The 17078-nt window shown below is 73.1% G+C and carries 14 protein-coding genes; 5 read left to right on the top strand and 9 right to left on the bottom strand.

Going from position 1 to position 17078, the window contains the following annotated elements; translation table 11 throughout:
- Position 1 precedes the first annotated feature (1 nt).
- From trpC to hisI, 5 genes are all read right to left on the bottom strand, one after another.
- A complete protein-coding gene (gene trpC / locus H283_RS0113390) occupies positions 2-829 on the bottom strand; it encodes an indole-3-glycerol phosphate synthase TrpC (protein ID WP_020144031.1) in 828 nt (275 codons plus the stop codon).
- Positions 830-834: 5 nt separating this feature from the next.
- Positions 835-1104: an HGxxPAAW family protein gene (locus H283_RS0113385; RefSeq protein ID WP_043649555.1), complete on the bottom strand. Its 270-nt coding sequence runs from the start codon at positions 1102-1104 to the stop codon at positions 835-837.
- 58 nt (positions 1105-1162) lie between these two features.
- The gene (locus H283_RS0113380) at positions 1163-1771 is read right to left on the bottom strand and encodes a Trp biosynthesis-associated membrane protein (RefSeq protein WP_020144029.1); all 609 of its coding nucleotides are present in this window, start codon (positions 1769-1771) and stop codon (positions 1163-1165) included.
- Positions 1768-3351: an anthranilate synthase component I gene (locus tag H283_RS0113375; protein ID WP_020144028.1), complete on the bottom strand. Its 1584-nt coding sequence runs from the start codon at positions 3349-3351 to the stop codon at positions 1768-1770. The genes H283_RS0113380 and H283_RS0113375 overlap by 4 nt, the downstream gene beginning before the upstream one ends.
- Positions 3352-3618: 267 nt before the next feature.
- On the bottom strand, positions 3619-4017 hold the full coding sequence (hisI, locus tag H283_RS0113370) for a phosphoribosyl-AMP cyclohydrolase (RefSeq protein ID WP_020144027.1): 399 nt from the start codon (positions 4015-4017) through the stop codon (positions 3619-3621).
- Positions 4018-4191: 174 nt separating this feature from the next.
- On the opposite strand from hisI, the gene H283_RS25145 reads away from it, so the two are divergent.
- A complete protein-coding gene (locus tag H283_RS25145) occupies positions 4192-4881 on the top strand; it encodes a hypothetical protein (protein WP_020144026.1) in 690 nt (229 codons plus the stop codon).
- Between the two features lie 6 nt (positions 4882-4887).
- Here the strand turns inward: H283_RS25145 and H283_RS0113360 are convergent, their stop codons facing one another.
- From H283_RS0113360 to H283_RS27780, 3 genes are read right to left on the bottom strand one after another with little or no spacing between them, the layout of a single operon-like run.
- Entirely contained in the window at positions 4888-6699 is a 1812-nt protein-coding gene (locus H283_RS0113360; RefSeq protein WP_020144025.1) for an ABC transporter ATP-binding protein, read from the bottom strand.
- Positions 6696-8561, bottom strand: coding sequence for an ABC transporter ATP-binding protein (locus tag H283_RS0113355; protein WP_020144024.1), 1866 nt, complete (start codon positions 8559-8561; stop codon positions 6696-6698). Before H283_RS0113355 ends, H283_RS0113360 begins: the two co-directional genes overlap by 4 nt.
- A gap of 49 nt (positions 8562-8610) precedes the next feature.
- On the bottom strand, positions 8611-9639 hold the full coding sequence (locus H283_RS27780; protein ID WP_020144023.1) for a GNAT family N-acetyltransferase: 1029 nt from the start codon (positions 9637-9639) through the stop codon (positions 8611-8613).
- A 75-nt stretch (positions 9640-9714) separates the two neighbouring features.
- Here H283_RS27780 and H283_RS0113340 point away from each other — a divergent pair, with 75 nt between their 5' ends.
- Positions 9715-10356 carry a TIGR03085 family metal-binding protein gene (locus H283_RS0113340; protein WP_020144022.1) on the top strand — a complete coding sequence of 214 codons (642 nt, stop codon included), beginning with the start codon at positions 9715-9717 and terminating at the stop codon, positions 10354-10356.
- A gap of 25 nt (positions 10357-10381) precedes the next feature.
- Here H283_RS0113340 and hisF read toward each other — a convergent pair whose 3' ends face one another.
- Positions 10382-11155 carry an imidazole glycerol phosphate synthase subunit HisF gene (hisF, locus tag H283_RS0113335; protein WP_020144021.1) on the bottom strand — a complete coding sequence of 258 codons (774 nt, stop codon included), beginning with the start codon at positions 11153-11155 and terminating at the stop codon, positions 10382-10384.
- A gap of 54 nt (positions 11156-11209) precedes the next feature.
- Between hisF and H283_RS0113330 the strand changes: the two genes are divergently transcribed.
- From H283_RS0113330 to H283_RS26730, 3 genes are all read left to right on the top strand, one after another.
- Entirely contained in the window at positions 11210-11797 is a 588-nt protein-coding gene (locus tag H283_RS0113330) for a uridine kinase (RefSeq protein WP_020144020.1), read from the top strand.
- Complete coding sequence (locus H283_RS0113325; RefSeq protein WP_043649456.1) at positions 11797-12996, top strand: CynX/NimT family MFS transporter; 1200 nt, start codon at positions 11797-11799, stop codon at positions 12994-12996. The genes H283_RS0113330 and H283_RS0113325 overlap by 1 nt, the downstream gene beginning before the upstream one ends.
- Before the next feature lie 186 nt (positions 12997-13182).
- Positions 13183-17052, top strand: a complete 3870-nt coding sequence (locus tag H283_RS26730; protein ID WP_051103640.1) for an IPT/TIG domain-containing protein — start codon at positions 13183-13185, stop codon at positions 17050-17052.
- The last annotated feature ends 26 nt before the right edge of the window (positions 17053-17078 follow it).

Below are 17078 nucleotides of genomic sequence, written 5' to 3'. Positions count from 1 at the left end.
CTCACTCTCCTGCCGAGCCGGGTCGGGCCGAGGCCCGGACCGCGGTCGCGGCGTCGATGAAGCCGCGGATCGCGGCCTCGGGGGCGCCGTCCTTGACGAGGGCCTCGCCGACGAGCACGGCTCCGGCTCCCGCGCGCACGTAGGCGGCGACGTCGGCCGGCCCGCTGACCCCGGACTCGGCCACGCCGACGACGCCCTCGGGGACGCGCGGCAGCAGGTCGGTCACGGTGCGGGGGTTCACCTCGAGGGTCTTGAGGTTGCGGGCGTTGACCCCGACGAGGACGGGGTCGAGCGCGAGCGCCCGGTCGAGCTCGGACGCGTCGTGGACCTCGACGAGAGCGGTCATGCCGAGCTCGCGGGCCTGGTCGTGCAGGTCACGCATGAGGTCGTCGCCGAGAGCCGCGACGATGAGCAGGATGAGGTCGGCGCCGTGGGCCCGGGCCTCGGTCACCTGGTAGGCGTCGACCATGAAGTCCTTGCGCAACAAGGGAGTCCGGACCGCCGCGCGCACCTCGTCGAGGTCGGCGAGGCTGCCGGAGAACCGGCGCTCCTCGGTGAGCACGCTGATGGCGCTCGCTCCCCCGGCGGCATACGACCGCGCCAGCAGGCCGGGCTCGGGGATGTCCGCCAGCGCGCCCTTGCTCGGGCTGGACCGCTTGACCTCGGCGATGACGGCGACGCCCTCGGCGGAGCGGATGCCCGGCATCGGGTCGAGCGCCGGGGGCACCGACGCGAGCAGCGCCTCCAGATCAGCAGGCGACAGCGCGGCGCGACGGCGTCCGAGATCCTCGCGGACGCCGCTGATGATCCCGTCGAGAACCGTCGGCACTGCTCTCAGCTCTTGCCGAGGGTCTCGGCGCCCGTCTCGTCGGGGGCGTCGACGATCGAGCCCGCCTGCGCGTGGTGCCCCTTGTTGCCGTAGCCGGCCATGGACATCGTCTTGCCCGCGGCGACACCGGCCACGATGACGACGGCACCGATGATGCCGAGGACGAGGCTGGGGATCACGACCGCGACCGACGCGATGGCCGTGCCGAGCAGGATGACTCCGACCCCGGTCCAGGCTGCGGTGCTGTGACCGTGGTCCTCGTGCTGCTCTTCCATGGCGTCCTCTCTGGTCCGGTCGGCGCCACTCGCGTGCGGGCCGACGACGTTCATTCTGTCAGGTCTCGTCAGGGGCGTCGCGCAGGGTCGGGTCCCGGCCCTCGGTCAGCTCGTCCCACGTCGTGCGGACCTCTCCACGCGGCCCGCTCGCCGGCTTCTCGCCCCGCTCGTAGCGACCCGAGAGACCGGCCCACGTGCGGCTCGACACGGCGGCCCAGGCGGACCCGAGGGCCAGCAGGAGCGCGGCCGCGACGGCGAGCCAGACCCACACGGTGCTCGCTCCGGTGGCGGCCGGAGCCGTCGTCCGGGCGAGCTCGCGGGCGACCGCGTCGGCGACGGTGTCGACCGGGCGCAGCGCGACGAGGACCGTCATCGCCAGGGCACCGAGCGACGCCAGCACGATGACGGCCGCCGAGACGGCCCGGATGATGCGGCCACCTGTCATGAGGCCGAGCAGGGCCACCACGCAGACGGCGGTGAGTCCGACGACCCCGGGTGCCGCGGTACCGCCGGTCACGTCGGTGACCGCCTGGCTGAGGACGTCCTTGGACTCGCCGCTCGCCCACGAGCGCGTCGTGAGGCCGAGCAGCAGCGCCGCGGGGACGAGGACGACGAGGGCTGCCCGCTTCTTGTCGAGGGCGCCGGGCCGGGTGCGGGAAGTCGTCATGGGCGGTGGTCTCCCAGCGGTCGCAGGCCCGCGGCGGCCGCCACGGCGCGCAGGGCGGCGGCGGCCTTGTTGACCGTCTCCTCGTACTCGAGGTGCGGCACCGAGTCGGCGACGATGCCCGCGCCGGCCTGGACGTGCGCGCGGCCGTCCTTGATGAGCGCGGTGCGGATGGCGATGGCCATGTCGAGGTCGCCGGCGAAGTCGAGGTAGCCGACGACACCGCCGTAGAGACCGCGGCGCAGCCCCTCGTAGGCGTCGATGAGGGACATGGCCCGCGGCTTGGGGGCTCCGCTCAGCGTGCCGGCGGGGAACGTGGCGACGAGCGCGTCGTAGGCGCTCTGGTCGTCGCGCAGGTCACCGACGACGGTCGACTCGATGTGCATGATGTGGCTGTAGCGACGGATCGACATGAAGTCGACCGTGTCGACCGTGCCGGCGCGGCAGATGCGCTGGAGGTCGTTGCGGGCGAGGTCGACGAGCATGAGGTGCTCGGCCCGCTCCTTCGCGTCGCCGAGCAGCTCCTCGGCGAGGTGCGCGTCGTGGTCGGGACTCTTGCCCCGCGGGCGCGACCCGGCGATGGGGTGGGTGATCGCCTGGCGTCCCGTCACCTTGATGAGCGCCTCGGGGCTCGAGCCGACGATGTCGTACGCCGTGCCGTCGGGGTGCGGCAGCCGCAGGAGGTACATGTACGGGCTGGGGTTGCTGACCCGCAGCGCGCGGTAGACGTCGAGGGCGTCGGCCCGGCAGGGCACGGTGAAGCGCTGGGAGACGACGATCTGGAAGGCCTCGCCGGCCCGGATCGCCTCCTTGGCCTCCTCGACCATCTCCTCGTACTCGGCCTGCGTGTGGCTGCTCGTCGGGTTGCTCGGGGTGGGCTCGATGGTGGCCACGGTGCTCGGCGCCGGGGCCGCGAGCTCGTCGGTCATCCGGTCGAGACGGCTCACGGCATCGGCCCACGCGTCCTCGATGCGCTCGTCGGTCGCGTCGTGGTTGACGGCGTTGGCGATGAGGAGCAGGGAGCCGTCGCTGTGGTCGAAGACCGCCAGGTCGGTGGCGAGCATCATGGCGACCTCGGGCAGGTCGAGCTCGTCGCGGCCGCCGTCGGGCACCTTCTCCCAGCGGCGGACGGCGTCGTAGGTGATGGCCCCGACGAGTCCACCGGTCAGGGGCGGCAGACCCGGCGTCCGCGGCGTCGCGAGGGCTGCGACGGTGTCGCGGACCGCCGCGGTCGGGTCACCGTCGGTGGGCAGTCCGGTGGGCGGCTCGCCGATCCAGTGGGCGCGGCCGTCCTTCTCGGTCAACGTCGCCGCGCTGCGCGCCCCGACGATCGAGTAGCGCGACCAGACGCCGCCGTGCTCGGCGGACTCGAGCAGGAAGGTGCCCGGGGCGTCCTTGGCGAGCTTGCGGTAGACGCCGACCGGGGTCTCCGCGTCGGCGAGCACCCGGCGTACGACCGGGATGACGCGACGGTGCTCGAGCGCCAGCTCGGTGAAGACCTCGAGGCTCGGCCACGTGCGTCCCCACGCGAGGTCGGCGTGTGGCGCGGGCGCAGCGGCGAGCGAGGTGTTCGAGTCGGGCACCGAGCCATTCTGGCTCACGCGGTCGTATGCCGTGTCCCCGCCTCACCCTTCGATCAGGCCCCCGGCGCTCCCCCACCACCTCGAGTGAGCGCGCAACCACAGTCGAGTGAGCGCGCAACCACAGTCGAGTGAGCGCGTAACTACAGTCGAGTGAGCGCCCGGTCACAGAATCGTGGGGCGCAGCGCTCGTTCGAGTGGGACCACGCGCTCACTCGAGTGGGACGGGGCGCTCACTCGAGTGGGACGGGGCGCTCACTCGAGTTTGCGTCAGGGGGTGGGGGTGGGCTCGCCGACGGTGGCGGGGAGCACGCGCGCGTCGAAGCACGTGCGGTCCCCGGTGTGGCAGGCCGCACCGACCTGGTCGACGGTGACGAGAAGGGCGTCACCGTCGCAGTCGAGGCGGACGCCTTTGACCCACTGGACGTGGCCGCTCGTGTCGCCCTTGCGCCAGTACTCCTGCCGGCTGCGCGACCAGAAGGTCACCCGACCCTCCACCAGCGTGCGGCGCAGGGCCTCGTCGTCCATCCAGCCGACCATGAGTACGTCGCCCGTGTCGTGCTGCTGCACCACGGCGGCGACGAGGCCGTGCTCGTCGCGCTTGAGCAGCTCGGCGATCTGCGGGTCGAGGCTGGTGGGGTCGGGGATCGGGTCGAGGGCGTCGGTCACCTGCCCATTGTGCCGGGACGGTCCATCCCGCCGACGGCCCGGTCCGGTCCACGCCGCCGATGGCCCGGTCCACCCGCCGACGGCCCGGTCCGGTCCACGCCGCCGATGGCCCGGTCCACCCGCCAGCGGCCCGGTCCACCCGCCGACGGCCCGGTCCGGTCCTACGATCGGCGGATGGCGACCGACCCGGCAGCCCGGACCGTGCTTTTGCTCCCGAGCCCTCTGCTCCCGGACTCGGTCCACGACGGCCTGCGCGACGCCCTCGACCACCGAGGCCTGGGCGCCTCCGTCGCACCGGCCGGGCTCGACGCGGGTCAGGGGGCGCTCGACCTCGTCCGGCGGTGGGCGCGCCTCGTCGGACCGGGCACGGTCCTCGTCGCACACAGCAACGCCGGCTACCTCGCACCGCTCGTCCGCGCGGCCGGCGGGGCGACCGCTCCGGTCGTGTTCATGGACGCTGCGCTGCCGCCGGCCGCCGGGTCCTGCGCGCTCGCTCCGGCTCCGTTCCGCGCGTGGCTGGGCGAGCTCGCCGACGCCGAGGGACAGCTACCGCCCTGGACCCGGTGGTGGCCGCGCAGCGACCTCGACGAGGTCCTGCCCGCGGACCTCTTCGCCGCGGTGGACGCGCAGTGCCCGCGCCTGTCCCTCGACTACGTCGACACCGTCGTGACGGTGCCGCCCGGCTGGGTGGAACGGCCCAACGCCTACATCGCCTTCGGCGACACCTACGCGGACGAGCGCGCCGTCGCCGTGCGCCACGACTGGCCCGTCGCAGACCTCGCGGGCTCGCACCTGGCCTTCGTCACGGAGCCCGCCGTCGTGGCTACGGCGATCGCCTCGCTCGTCGAGCGGCTCGGCGCGTAGGAGCGGTCAGACCGCCTGCTGCTGTGCGACCCACGACTCGTGGAGCTTCGAGTAGACACCACCGAGGCGGACGAGCTCCGTGTGGTGGCCGCGCTCGACGATGCGGCCGGCGTCGACGACGATCACCTCGTCGGCCGCCTGGGCCGTCGAGAGCCGGTGCGCGATCGCGATGGAGGTGCGGCCGCGGGTCAGCGAGTCGAGGGCACGCTGGATCCGCACCTCCGTGCTCGGGTCGACGGCCGACGTCGCCTCGTCGAGGACGAGCAGGTCGGGATCGGCGAGGTAGGCACGGGCCAGCGCCACGAGCTGGCGCTCTCCGGCCGAGAGCGACTCCCCGCGTTGGCCGACGTCGGTCGCCAGGCCGAGCGGCAGGGTCTCGACCCACGGGTCGAGGCCGAGCTCGGTGAGGGTGAGCCGCACGTCCTGCTCGCTCGCCTGCGGCCGTCCGAAGCGGACGTTGTCGAGCAGGGTGCCGTCGAAGAGGAACCCCTCCTGGGGGACGAGCACGACGCGGGACCGCAGGGACGAGAAGCGGATCGTGCGCAGGTCGACCCCGTCGAGCAGGACGTGGCCGCTGCTCGAGTCCATGAGCCGCGTGAGCAGCTTGGCGAGGGTCGACTTGCCCGAGCCGGTCTCGCCGACGATGGCGACGCGGCTGCGCGGCGCGATGGTGAGGTCGATGTCGTGGAGCACGGGCGCGCCCCCGGGGTAGGCGAACCCGACCTCGTTGAACTGCACGGTGATCGGCCCGCGCGGGAGCGTGACGCCCGCGTCGCCGGGGTCGGAGACGTCGGCCGGCGTGTCGATGATGCCGATGACCCGGCGCCATCCGGCGACGGCGTTCTGCATCTCGTTGAGGATCTCGGTGGCCTGCTGCACCGGCTGGGTGAAGAGGTTGACGAGGAAGAGGAAGGCGAGCAGCTCGCCCAGGGTCAGGCTGCCACCGGCCGCGAGGACGGTGCCGACGACGAGGACGACCGCCGTGGTGAGCCCGGAGACGAGCTGACCGGAGGTGAACGCCACGACCGAGCGGGCCTGGGCGCCGATCGCGGCCTTGCGGTGCGCCTCGACGGCGGCGTCGATCCGCTCCGCCGTGCGGTCCTCGACGCCGTAGGCGCGGATGGCCTGGGCCCCGACGACGGCCTCGGAGATCGCGCCGAGCATGTCGCCGACACGCTCACGGACCTTGGTGTACGCGCGCCCGACGATGCCCTGGAACTTGCGGATGATGACGAAGAGCGGCACGAAGCAGAGCCACACGACGAGGCCGAGCAGCGGGCTGTAGACCACCATGAGGACGGTCGCCAGCGTGATCTGCGCGATGTTGATGAGCAGCATGAGCCCGCCGAACTGCACGAACATCGAGATCGTGTCGACGTCCGAGGTCACGCGCGAGACGAGCGACCCTCGACGTTCGGTGTTCTGGGTGAGCATCGCGAGGTCGTGGATGTGGCGGAACGCCTTGAGGCGCAATGTCGCCAAGCCGTTCTCGGACGAACGGAAGAGTCGGATGTTGACGAAGTAGGCGGACACCGCCGTCACGGCGACACCGACGAGGGCGATGCCGATGTAGACGGCCACGAGCTGCGTGTCCGGACCACCCTCGGCGAGGATGCCGTTGTCGGTGATCCGCTGGACGACGAACGGCACGAGCACCCGACCGAGGGTCGAGAGCACGGCGAGGAGCACCGTGACCCAGATGCCCTTGCGCAGCTCGGGCGAGAGCTCGACACCGCGACGGAGGGTCTGCCACGTCGTCATCTCCTTGCCCGTCGCGACACCGTGGTGCTCGACGAGGACCTGGGACCGCATGCTCATCGGGAGACCTCCTCGGCCGCGTCGGCACCGCGCCCGTGCTCGTCGTACTCCTCTGCGGCCGCGATGGCCTCGCGCTCCGCGGCCTCGCGGGCGTATGCCGTGACGAGCCGCTCGTAGCCAACGCACCGGCCCAGCAGCGCGGCGTGGGAGCCGTGGTCGACGACGCGACCGCCCTCCATGTAGACGACCTCGTCGGCGAGCAGGATCGTGGCCATGCGGTAGGCGACGACGAGGACCGTCGTGCCCGAGCTCGCCTCGCGAAGACGGGCGAGGATGGCCTGCTCGACGCTGGGGTCGACGGCCGACGTGGCGTCGTCGAGGATGAGCAGCTGCGGCTCACGGATCACGGCACGGGCCAGGGCGATGCGCTGGCGCTGCCCACCGGAGAGGCTCGCGCCGCGTTCGCCGACATGGGTGTCGAGGCCGTCGGGCAGCCGCTCGACGAAGCCGGCGCCCTGTGCGACGTCCAGCGCACGCCAGACGCTCTCGTCGTCGCGCTCGGCGCCGAGGGTGATGTTGCCGCGCACGCTGTCGTCGAACATGAACGTCTGCTGCGCGACGAGCGCGGCGACGTCGCTGACGCCTCCACGGCGAACCTCGCGCAGGTCGACGTCGTCGACGAGGACGGCTCCCGAGTCGGGGTCGACGAGCCGCATGACGAGGTTGGTCAGTGTCGACTTGCCGCTGCCGGTGGGACCGACGATCGCGACGGTGGCGCCGGGCGCGACGTCGAGCGTGACGTCGACGACCGCGGGGTTGAGGTCCGGCTCGCCCGTCTCGGACTCGATCTCGTAGGCGTACGCGAGGCGCTCGGCCTGCAGGTGGCTGGCGGCACCGGAGGGCAGCGCGCGGTCGCCGAAGGTCATGCTGCCCGTGGCGTCCAGGACGGCAGAGACGCGCTTCCAGCCGACGACGGCGCGCGGCAGCTCGGCCAGGACCCAGCCGAGGGCACGGACGGGGAAGGCGAGGATCGAGAAGAGGTAGGCGATCTGCACGACCTGGGCCGCCGTGAGCTGTCCGCTGCTCACCCGCAGGGTGCCGACGAAGAGCACCGCGAGCGTGCCGATGGTCGGGATGGCCTCGATCGCGGGGTCGAAGCGGCCCCGCGTGCGGCCGACCTCGATGTTGGCGTCGCGCAGCTCGTGGGTGACGACGCGGAAGCGCTCGGCCTCGTGGTCCTCTCGCCCGAGCGACTTGACGATGAGGGCGGCCTCGAAGCTCTCGTGGGCGACCTCCGAGACGTCGGCACGCAGCTGCTGGGCCCGGGTGACGCGCGGCGACATGGCCCGCTGGAAGGCGACGTTGGCCAGGAAGAGCATGGGGAAGACCGTGAGCCCCACGAGCGCGAGCCACGGGTCGACGATGACCATCTGGACGATGCCGAAGACGAGCATGACGACGACGCCGAGAGCCATCGGCAGCGGCGCGAAGATGTTCCACGTCGCCTCGACGTCGGCGTTGGCGTTGGAGAGCAGCTGGCCGGATGGGTGCCGGTGGTGCCAACTGAGCGGCAGCCGGAGGTACTGGCGGGTGACCTGTCGGCGGTACATCGCGCCGAGGTTGTACATGGCGACGCCGCCGGCGATGCGGCGGCCGATGACCCCGACTATCGTCGTGAGCACGACCGCCGCCATGACGCCCCCGATGAACCACAGCTGGGACGCGGTGACGTGGCCGGCCGCGATCGCGGGCGCGACGGCCCGCTCCACGACGAAGCCGATGGCCGCGGCCGTGAGGCTCGTCATGACGCCGTAGACGACGCTGCCGACCACGGCGAGGGCGAACCAGCGGGGCTGGCCCTTGATGCCCCGACCGATGACGGCGAGACCCTCCCGAAGGGTCGAGGTGGGCGGGACGTTCACGGTGTGCTGCTCCCCTGGTGACGTGCTCTGTGGTCGACCCCTCAGCCTCTCACGCGTCACCGACACCTCTGGCATCCGGCCGTCTCGCCCAGAACCACTCCGCGCCCGCGTCCCCCGGATCGTCGGCGCGCTCGAACCCGAGACGCGCGAGGACCCGGTGGCTGGCGACGTTGCCGGGCTCGGTGTGAGCGGTCACGGACAGCCCGGCGGCCTCGAGCGAGCGCACCATCCCCGACAGGACGTCGGTCATCAGACCCCCTCCCCGGGCCTGCTCGACGAGCCCGTAGCCGACCTCGACGACGCCCGCCTCTGGTGGCCCGAAGCAGCCGATCGAGCCGACGGCCCGCCCGTCGGACCTCCGGACGATGTGGCGCGGTGACCACGCGTCGGGGTGGGACGTCAGCATCCCGACGGCGTCGAGGTCGTCCTCGCGCGGGTAGCCCTCGGCCCACCCGTCGCGCCTCTCCCCCGCCCGCATCGCCGCGGCCTCCTCGGACGTGATGGGCACGAGCCGGGCCTCGCGGGTCTCGATGGGCGCCGGACCGATCGGCTGCGCCGGCGCGCCGGTCCGGACCCAGTGCCGCAGGACCCCGTCCCGCTCGTCCTCGAGGATGCCGCCGCACGACGTGATGGTCCGCGCGGACGCGGTGTTCGTCGCGTCGCACGTCACGAGGACCGGGTCGATGCCGCGGGACGCGGCAAGCCCCAGCCCGAGACCCAGCGCCGCGCTGGCGATCCCCTGGCGCCGGAACGCCGGCGAGACGGCATACCCGATGTGTCCGCCCTCGACGAGGAGGGACGCGGTGAGCGCGTGGCGGACGGCGATCGTGCCGACGACGCGACCGTCACGGACGACCCACCGGTTCGTCGACGCCACGCGTCCCTCCGGGAGGGCCGCGTCGGGCCGCTCCATCCGGCCGAGCCAGTCGACCCACTCCTCGAAGGTGTCCGGGACACGCAGCACCTCGCGGTCCGCCGCGCGGTAGCTCGAGCCGTGGATGGTCTCGCCGGCGAAGTCGTCCACCATCTCCCACCACGAGTCGGACAGGTCGACGGTGGGGCGCACGAGCTCGATCACCGTCCGACCCTAGGGACCCGGCCCGGCCGGGTGCCACCGGATTCGGGCGGCGCCGCGCCCTGAGAGGATGGGGCCATGACGCGACACGCCCAGTCCGAACGCCTCCAGCTCTGCGACGAGCTCGACCGGCTCGGCCCCGACGAGCCGACGTTGTGCGAGGGGTGGGACACGCGTGACCTGGCGGCCCACCTGCTGGTCCGCGAGCACCGGCCCGACCTGACGGCCGGACGCTTCGTCCCGTTCCTCGCGGGTCACCTCGAGAAGGAGCAGGGCAAGATCGCGCACGGCGACTACACGGCGCTCGTCGACCGCGTCCGCCGCGGCGCCCCGATGTGGAACCCCATGGCGCACCCGAAGGTCGACGAGGTGACCAACCTCATCGAGTTCTTCGTCCACCACGAGGACGCGCGCCGCGCCCAGCCCGGGTGGGAGCCGCGCGAGCTGTCGCCCCAGCTGTCGGGCAAGCTCTGGTCGGCGCTCAAGCGCTCGGCACGTCTGATGTTCCGGAAGGCGCCCACCGGGATCGTCCTCATCGCCGAGGGCCAGGGCCGGCACGCTGCCAAGCTGCCCGACGAGCACGGCACCGTCGTGCTCCGCGGGACGCCCGCCGAGCTCGTGCTCTACGCGTACGGGCGCAAGAGCGTGGCGCGCGTCGAGTTCGAGGGCGACGCCGACGACATCGCGGCCCTCCAGAGGACCGACCTCGGCATCAGCTGATCCTCTGGCCCGGGGGCGCCCGCCCTCAGCGGACCGTCACACCGGCTGCGCGCAGCGCGTCCTTGACGTCGCCGACGGTGAGCTCGCGGAAGTGGAAGACGCTCGCGGCGAGGACGGCGTCCGCCCCGGCGGCGACCGCGGGCGCGAAGTGCTCGACCCGTCCGGCGCCCCCGCTCGCGATGACGGGCACCGACACGGCCGCGCGCACCCGCCGGATCAGCTCGAGGTCGAAGCCGTCCTTCGTGCCGTCGGCGTCCATCGAGTTGAGCAGGATCTCGCCCGCCCCGAGCTCCGCAGCCCGCGCGCACCACTCGACGGCGTCGAGGTCGACCGGGGTGCGCCCTCCGTGCGTCGTCATGACGAAGTCGTCGGTGGGCCTCCCGTCGTCACCGAGGCGCCGGCGGACGTCGGCCGACAGGACGAGCACCTGTGCGCCGAACCGGGCCGCGATCTCGGAGACCAGCTCGGGTCGGGCGAGGGCGGCGGTGTTGACCCCCACCTTGTCGGCGCCGGCGCGCAGGAGGCGGTCGACGTCGTCGACGGTGCGCACGCCACCCCCGACGGTGAGCGGGATGAAGACCTGCTCGGCCGTCCGACGCACGACGTCGTAGGTGGTCTCCCGGTCACCGCTGCTCGCCGTGACGTCGAGGAAGGTCAGCTCGTCGACGCCCTGGTCGTCGTAGAGCTTCGCGAGCTCGACGGGGTCGCCGGCGTCACGGAGGTTCTCGAAGTTGACGCCCTTGACGACGCGCCCCGCGTCGACGTCGAGACAGGCGATGACTCTCGTGGCGACCGGCATACGACAAATCTAGGGCAGCCCGGGGGACGGTCACGGGTCGGTAGGGTCGCGCCCATGTGGGACGAGGTGACGCGACCGCCGCGCGAGGAGCACGTCGCCGCCGTCGTGTCCCTCGCGCTCGCGGCGGAGCCCCGCTGCGGTGACGTCGTGGTCATCGCCCTCGACGGGCCGAGCGGCGCCGGGAAGACGACGCTGGCCCGCGGCATCGAGCTCGCCCTGGCGCCACGGGGCCCCGTGGCCGTCGTGCACATGGACCACCTCTACCCGGGCTGGGACGGGCTGGCCCAGGCACCCGGGCTGCTCACGGCGCAGGTGCTCGAGCCGCTGGCGCGCGGCGAGCGGGCGACCTACCGGCTGTGGAGCTGGGTCCGCGAGCAGTGGTCGGGCACGCGCGACGTGCCGCCGTGCCGCTTCCTCGTCGTCGAGGGGTGCGGCTCCAGCGTGGCGCCCGCTGGGGAGTATGCCGCCGTGTCCGTCTTCGTGGACGCCGACACCGCGTTGCGGATGCGCCGCGGGATCGACCGTGACGGTGAGGCCTACCGACCCCAGTGGCAGCGCTGGGCCGACCAGGAGTCGGCGCTCTTCACCGCCGACGCGACGAGGGAGCGCGCTGACCTCGTCCTCGACACATCTAGTCTCTGATGGTGCTTCGACGAGACCGACCGCTCTGCCCCCTTCCGCCCGTCTGGGTCATGGCGCTCGCGCTCGTCGCCGTCGCCGCGAACCTCCGGATCGCGATCACGAGCGTCCCACCGCTGCTCGACGCCATCTCCGCCGACCTCGGTCTCAGCCACGCCGCGGCCGGGGCGCTCACGACCCTGCCGGTCCTCTGCATGGGCCTCTTCGCGCCGGTCGCGAGCCGGATCGCCCACCACACGGGCGCGGCCGCCGCGGTCCTCGGGGCGGTCATCAGCATCCTCGTCGGCACGGCCAGCCGCTTCGCCGGCGAGCACGTCGTCGTGCTCTACGCCGGGACGTTCCTCTGCGGTGTCGGGATCGCCGTCGCCGGCACCCTGCTGCCGAGACTCGTCAAGACCTTCTTCCCGCCCGAGCGCACGGGTCTCGTCACGGGCCTCTACATGCTCGCGATGATGGGTGGGGCGGCCCTCAGCTCGGCGGTCGCCGTGCCGCTCGCCGACCGCCTCGGAAGCTGGCAGGGCTCGCTCGGGTCGTGGTCGGTCGTCGCCCTCGTCGGCGCCCTCGCCTGGGCCCCGTTCACCCTCCGGGCCAACCCGCACCACACCCCCGACGAGGAGGGTCCCGGTCGGCTGCCGTGGCGGCACCCGACGGCCTGGCTCGTCGCCGGATACCTCACCCTGCAGTCGTGGTGCTTCTACTCGGCCGTCACGTGGCTCGCCCCGACGTACGTCGAGCACGGATGGTCGCGGGGGTCCGCCGGCTACCTCGCGGCGGTCTTCAGCGGTGCCCAGATCGTCTCCGGCCTGCTCGGCCCCGTCGTCAGCGACCGGACCCGCGACATGCGCCGTCTCCTGTGGCCGGCCGCGGTGCTCGGGACCATCGGCTCCCTCGGCATCTGGTTGTCGCCCCTCACGGCGCCCTGGGTGTGGGCGGTCGTCACCGGGCTCGGTCAGGGCGCGGCCTTCTCCCTCGCGCTCGTGCTCCTCGTGCGCTACGCCCGCACCCCCGAGGCGAGCGGGCGCCTGACCGGCATGGCCTTCCTCATCTCCTACGGCCTCGCCTCGATCGGACCGCTGGCGATGGGGCTCGTGCGCGACGTCACCGGGAGCCTGTCGCTCGTGTGGGGCATCCTCGCCGCGATCGGGGTGGTCCAGCTCTTCGTCGTCCAGCGTCTGCGGCCCGACCTGCGCCGCGTGGAGTGAGCACAGCGCGGTGCGCGCGTGAGGGTTTGGTGACGCCGGGACCGGGCCGGTCGTTCGACTCCCGACCCCCACATCTGGGGCTCGTGGTGCGCCTGGGACGAGCCAATTAGGGCGAAACGGCGTACAAGGGGCGATTTGCCTGTGCAGAATGCTCGCCGGACGTGCTGACTGCAAGGAGACGGACGAATGCTGCCCCGCCCCACCCCGCTGCCCGAGCGAGACCCCGACGTCGACCGCAGGACGACCGCGCGCCTGCTCTCCGGCCTCGTCGTCGCGGCCCTCCTCGCCGCGGTGCCGGGCCTCGCGACCGCGCCGACGGCGTCCGCCGCCTCCGTCACCGCCGTGGCTGCGCCGTCCCTCGCCGCCGTCACCGGCACCGCCCCCACGGCCGTCAGCCTCTCCGTCGTGGCGGGCCCGACCCGAGGTGGCACGACGGTCGAGCTGTCGGGCACGGGCGTGGGCGCGACGACGACGGCCTGGTTCGGCTCGACCGCCGTCACCCGCATCACGAAGGTCTCGAGCACCCGCGTCCGGGTCGTCACCCCGGCCCACCCCGTCGGCGTGGCCAGCGTCCGGGTCACCACCCCCGCCGGGACGTCGCCCATCTCGTCCCGCGCCAGCTTCGCCTTCGACGCCGTCCCGACCGTGTCCACCCTGTCGTCCCGCACCGCCACGACGCGCGGCGGCACCACCGTGACGCTGACCGGCACCGGGCTCTACCGCACGAGCGCCGTGCTCTTCGGCGCCACCCCCGCGACGGGCCTCACCCGCCTGTCGGCGACGCAGGTCCGCGTCACGGTCCCGGCGCACGCAGCAGGCACCGTCGACGTCCGCGCCACGACGCCGGGCGGCACCTCGCCGGTGTCCTCCGCCACGCGCTTCACCTACACCGCTCCTCCCGTCATCACCCCGCCGGCGGTGACGGGCCTCTCCGTCGCCGCCGGTCCACTGAGCGGCGGCACGGTCGTGACCCTGACGGGCACCCGGTTCACGGGTGCCACCGCGGTGACCTTCGGCGCGACGACGGCCCGCTTCACGGTGCTCTCCGCGACCCAGGTGCGCGCCACCTCCCCGGCCCGTGTGGCCGGCCTCGTCAACGTGCGGGTCCGGACAGCGGCCGGCCTCTCGTCCGGCTACTCCGCGAACAGCTTTGCCTACGAAGCGGTTCCGACCCTCACTGGCATCTCTCCCGCCACCGGCCCCACGGCTGGTGGAGCCACCGTGACCCTGACGGGCACCGGCCTCAACCGGGCCACGAGCGTCGCGTTCGGCTCGTCGGCCACCACGAAGGTCGTGCGGGTCTCGGCGACCACGCTCCGGGTCACGACCCCGGCACGCCCCGTGGGAAGCGTCGACGTGCGCGTGACCACCCCGGGCGGCACCTCGGCCGTGACCTCACGTGCCCGTTACGGCTACCAGGCACCCCCGGCCGTCACGTCGCTGTCGACCACGGCCGGACCCGTCCGTGGTGGCACCGTCGTCACGCTCACCGGCACGCGGTTCACGGGCGCGACCCGGGTCGACTTCGGCGGCACGGCAGCGCGCTTCAGCCTCCTGTCGGCCACGAGCATCCGGGCCACGACACCCGCCCACGCGGCCGGGCTCGTCGCCGTCACCGTGACGACCCCGTACGGCACGTCGCCCCAGCACACGTCGAGCACCTTCGCGTTCGACCCGGTCCCGGCCATCACGTCCCTCTCGCCCCAGACCGGCCCACCGTCCGGTGGCACGGTCGTGACGCTGACCGGCACCGGTCTGAGCCGGGCGACCGCCGTCCGCTTCGGCACGGTCGCGGCGACCAACGTCGTCCGGGTCTCGGCGACTACGCTGCGCGCCACGACGCCGCGCCATGCCTCCGGACCCGTCGACGTCCAGGTCACCACTCCGGGCGGAACCTCGGCCGCCGGGGTCGGCGCCCGCTTCGCCTACGGCTCGCCTCCGGTCGTCAGCGCACTGTCCGCCACGGCAGGCCCGCTCCGCGGCGGCACGGTCGTGACGATCACCGGCGCCCACCTGTCCGACGCCACCTCGGTGCGCTTCGGCGCCGTCGCGGCCACCGGCCTCGTGCGCGTCTCGGACACCAGCCTCCGGGTCACCGCTCCGCCGCAGGCCGAGGGGACGGTGTCCGTACGCGTCACCAATCCCAACGGTACGAGCCCGGAGTCCGCGGGCGGCCGGTTCACCTACGTCGGGGTGCCCGCCGTGTCCGCCCTGTCGATCCCGGCGGGCCCGCTGCGCGGCGGCGTCGTCGTCACCGTCACCGGCACCCGCCTCGGCCTCGCGACGGGCGTGGACTTCGGCGGCGTGGCCGGGACCGGGATCGTCCGGGTCTCCGACACCACACTGCGGATCACCGCGCCCGCCCAGGGAGTCGGCACGGTCGACGTCCGGGTCACCACCCCCGGCGGCACCTCGCCTGCCGTCGTGGCGGGCCAGTTCACGTACCAGGCCGTGCCGACCGTCACCTCCGTCTCCCCGACCCTGGCACCCACGAAGGGCGGCGGCACCGTCGTCCTCACCGGGACGGCATACGACCGCGTCTCGTCCGTGACGTTCGGCGGCGTCGCCGCCACCGCGGTGACGCGCCTCTCGGCGACCCAGCTGCGGGTCACCCTGCCGGTTCACGCCGAGGGTGACGTCGACGTGCGCGTCACGACTCCCGGTGGCATCTCCCTCGTGGTGCCGGCGGGCCGTTTCACCTTCCAGGACCCGCCCGTCGTTGCCTCGGTCTCGCCCTCCTCGGGGCCGCTGGCCGGTGGCACGGTGGTCACCCTGCGGGGCACGTCGTTCACCGACGTGCGCAACGTCCTCTTCAACGGAGTCGCGGCGACCTCGTTCACCCGGGTCTCTGCCACCCAGGTGACCGCCGTGGTCCCGGCCAGGATCGCGACCGGCGCGATCCCGATCCGCCTTACGACGCGCGCCGGCACCGTCGTGCGCACCGACGGCTTCACCTACGTCGCCGGGGCGACGCTGCAGCCCGGGCAGTGGCTCTCCTCCGGCACGGCGCTGCGGTCGTCCACGGGGGCCTACCTCGCCACCATGCAGGCGGACGGCAACCTCGTCGTCACGACCTCTGCGGGCGTCCGGCGCTGGACGAGCGCCACCCCGGGCGCCGGCAACCGCCTCTCGGTCCGGGCCGACGGCAACGTCGTCATGACCCGCACCGACGGCAGCGTCGCGTGGTCGAGCGGTACCAACGGGTGGACCGGCGGGCTGCTCACCCTGACCAACGACGGCCTGCTCCAGGTGCGGCAGGGCACGACGACGGTCTGGGACCACCGCGGCTACCGCTACGACCGGATGCTGCCGGGACAGGTGCTGCGCTCCGGCGAGTCGATCCTGTCGACGAGCAAGGCGTGGCAGCTGACGATGCGCACCGACGGCAACCTCGTGCTGGCCTCTGCCGCCGGCGTGCGCGAGTGGGCGACCTTCACGACGGGCGCGGGCAGCACCGCCACGATGCAGACCGACGGCAACTTCGTCGTGCGCAACTCGCGCGGGGTGACGCTGTGGTCCACCGGGACGAGCGGGAGCGGGTCGGTCGTGCGCGTGCTCGGGAACGCCAACGTCGCGATCTACCGCGCCACGACCGTCACGTGGGCCATCACCGGCGGACCGGCGCCCACGGGCTGGAAGTGCTACTCCCGTGCGACCCAGGACTGCATCGAGCGGTTCGGCTACTACGGGCAGCGCGCGTGGAACTACCCCGTCGACCCGTGGGGCAACAACTGCACGAACTTCTCCGCGTACCGCCTCTCGCGTGACGGGGTGAAGAACCCCGGCAACCTCGGCAACGCGACGAACTGGGACACGAACGCCCGGGCCAAGGGCTTCGCCGTGGACCAGAAGCCCCGCGTCGGCGACATCGCCCAGTGGAACTCCAACCACGTCGCGTACGTGGACTGGGTCAGCGCAGACGGCGACACCGTCGCGATCTCCGAGAGCGGTTACGGCGGAACGGTGCTCGGAGCAACCTACACGTCGATGAGCGGTCGGCGCATCCTCGAGCGAGGCAGCTCCTCCTGGCCGTCGAACTTCATCCACTTCCGCTGACAGCGGGGCCTCGGGACCCAGCCGGT

This window comes from Terracoccus sp. 273MFTsu3.1 (genome assembly GCF_000383675.1).
In the GTDB taxonomy this organism is placed as follows: domain Bacteria; phylum Actinomycetota; class Actinomycetes; order Actinomycetales; family Dermatophilaceae; genus Terrabacter.
Note: the sequence above shows the minus strand (reverse complement) of the source record. Positions and strands in the feature narration are given on the sequence as shown.

Bases quoted from the DNA above. Each gene is read 5' to 3' on its own strand.
- H283_RS0113360 (WP_020144025.1), bottom strand. From the start codon at position 6,699: ATGAGCATGCGGTCCCAGGTCCTCGTCGAGCACCACGGTGTCGCGACG.
- H283_RS25145 (WP_020144026.1), top strand. From the start codon at position 4,192: ATGGCGACCGACCCGGCAGCCCGGACCGTGCTTTTGCTCCCGAGCCCT.
- H283_RS0113340 (WP_020144022.1), top strand. From the start codon at position 9,715: ATGACGCGACACGCCCAGTCCGAACGCCTCCAGCTCTGCGACGAGCTC.
- hisF (WP_020144021.1), bottom strand. From the start codon at position 11,155: ATGCCGGTCGCCACGAGAGTCATCGCCTGTCTCGACGTCGACGCGGGG.
- H283_RS0113385 (WP_043649555.1), bottom strand. From the start codon at position 1,104: ATGGAAGAGCAGCACGAGGACCACGGTCACAGCACCGCAGCCTGGACC.
- H283_RS0113325 (WP_043649456.1), top strand. From the start codon at position 11,797: ATGGTGCTTCGACGAGACCGACCGCTCTGCCCCCTTCCGCCCGTCTGG.
- H283_RS26730 (WP_051103640.1), top strand. From the start codon at position 13,183: ATGCTGCCCCGCCCCACCCCGCTGCCCGAGCGAGACCCCGACGTCGAC.
- H283_RS0113330 (WP_020144020.1), top strand. From the start codon at position 11,210: ATGTGGGACGAGGTGACGCGACCGCCGCGCGAGGAGCACGTCGCCGCC.
- H283_RS0113380 (WP_020144029.1), bottom strand. From the start codon at position 1,771: ATGACGACTTCCCGCACCCGGCCCGGCGCCCTCGACAAGAAGCGGGCA.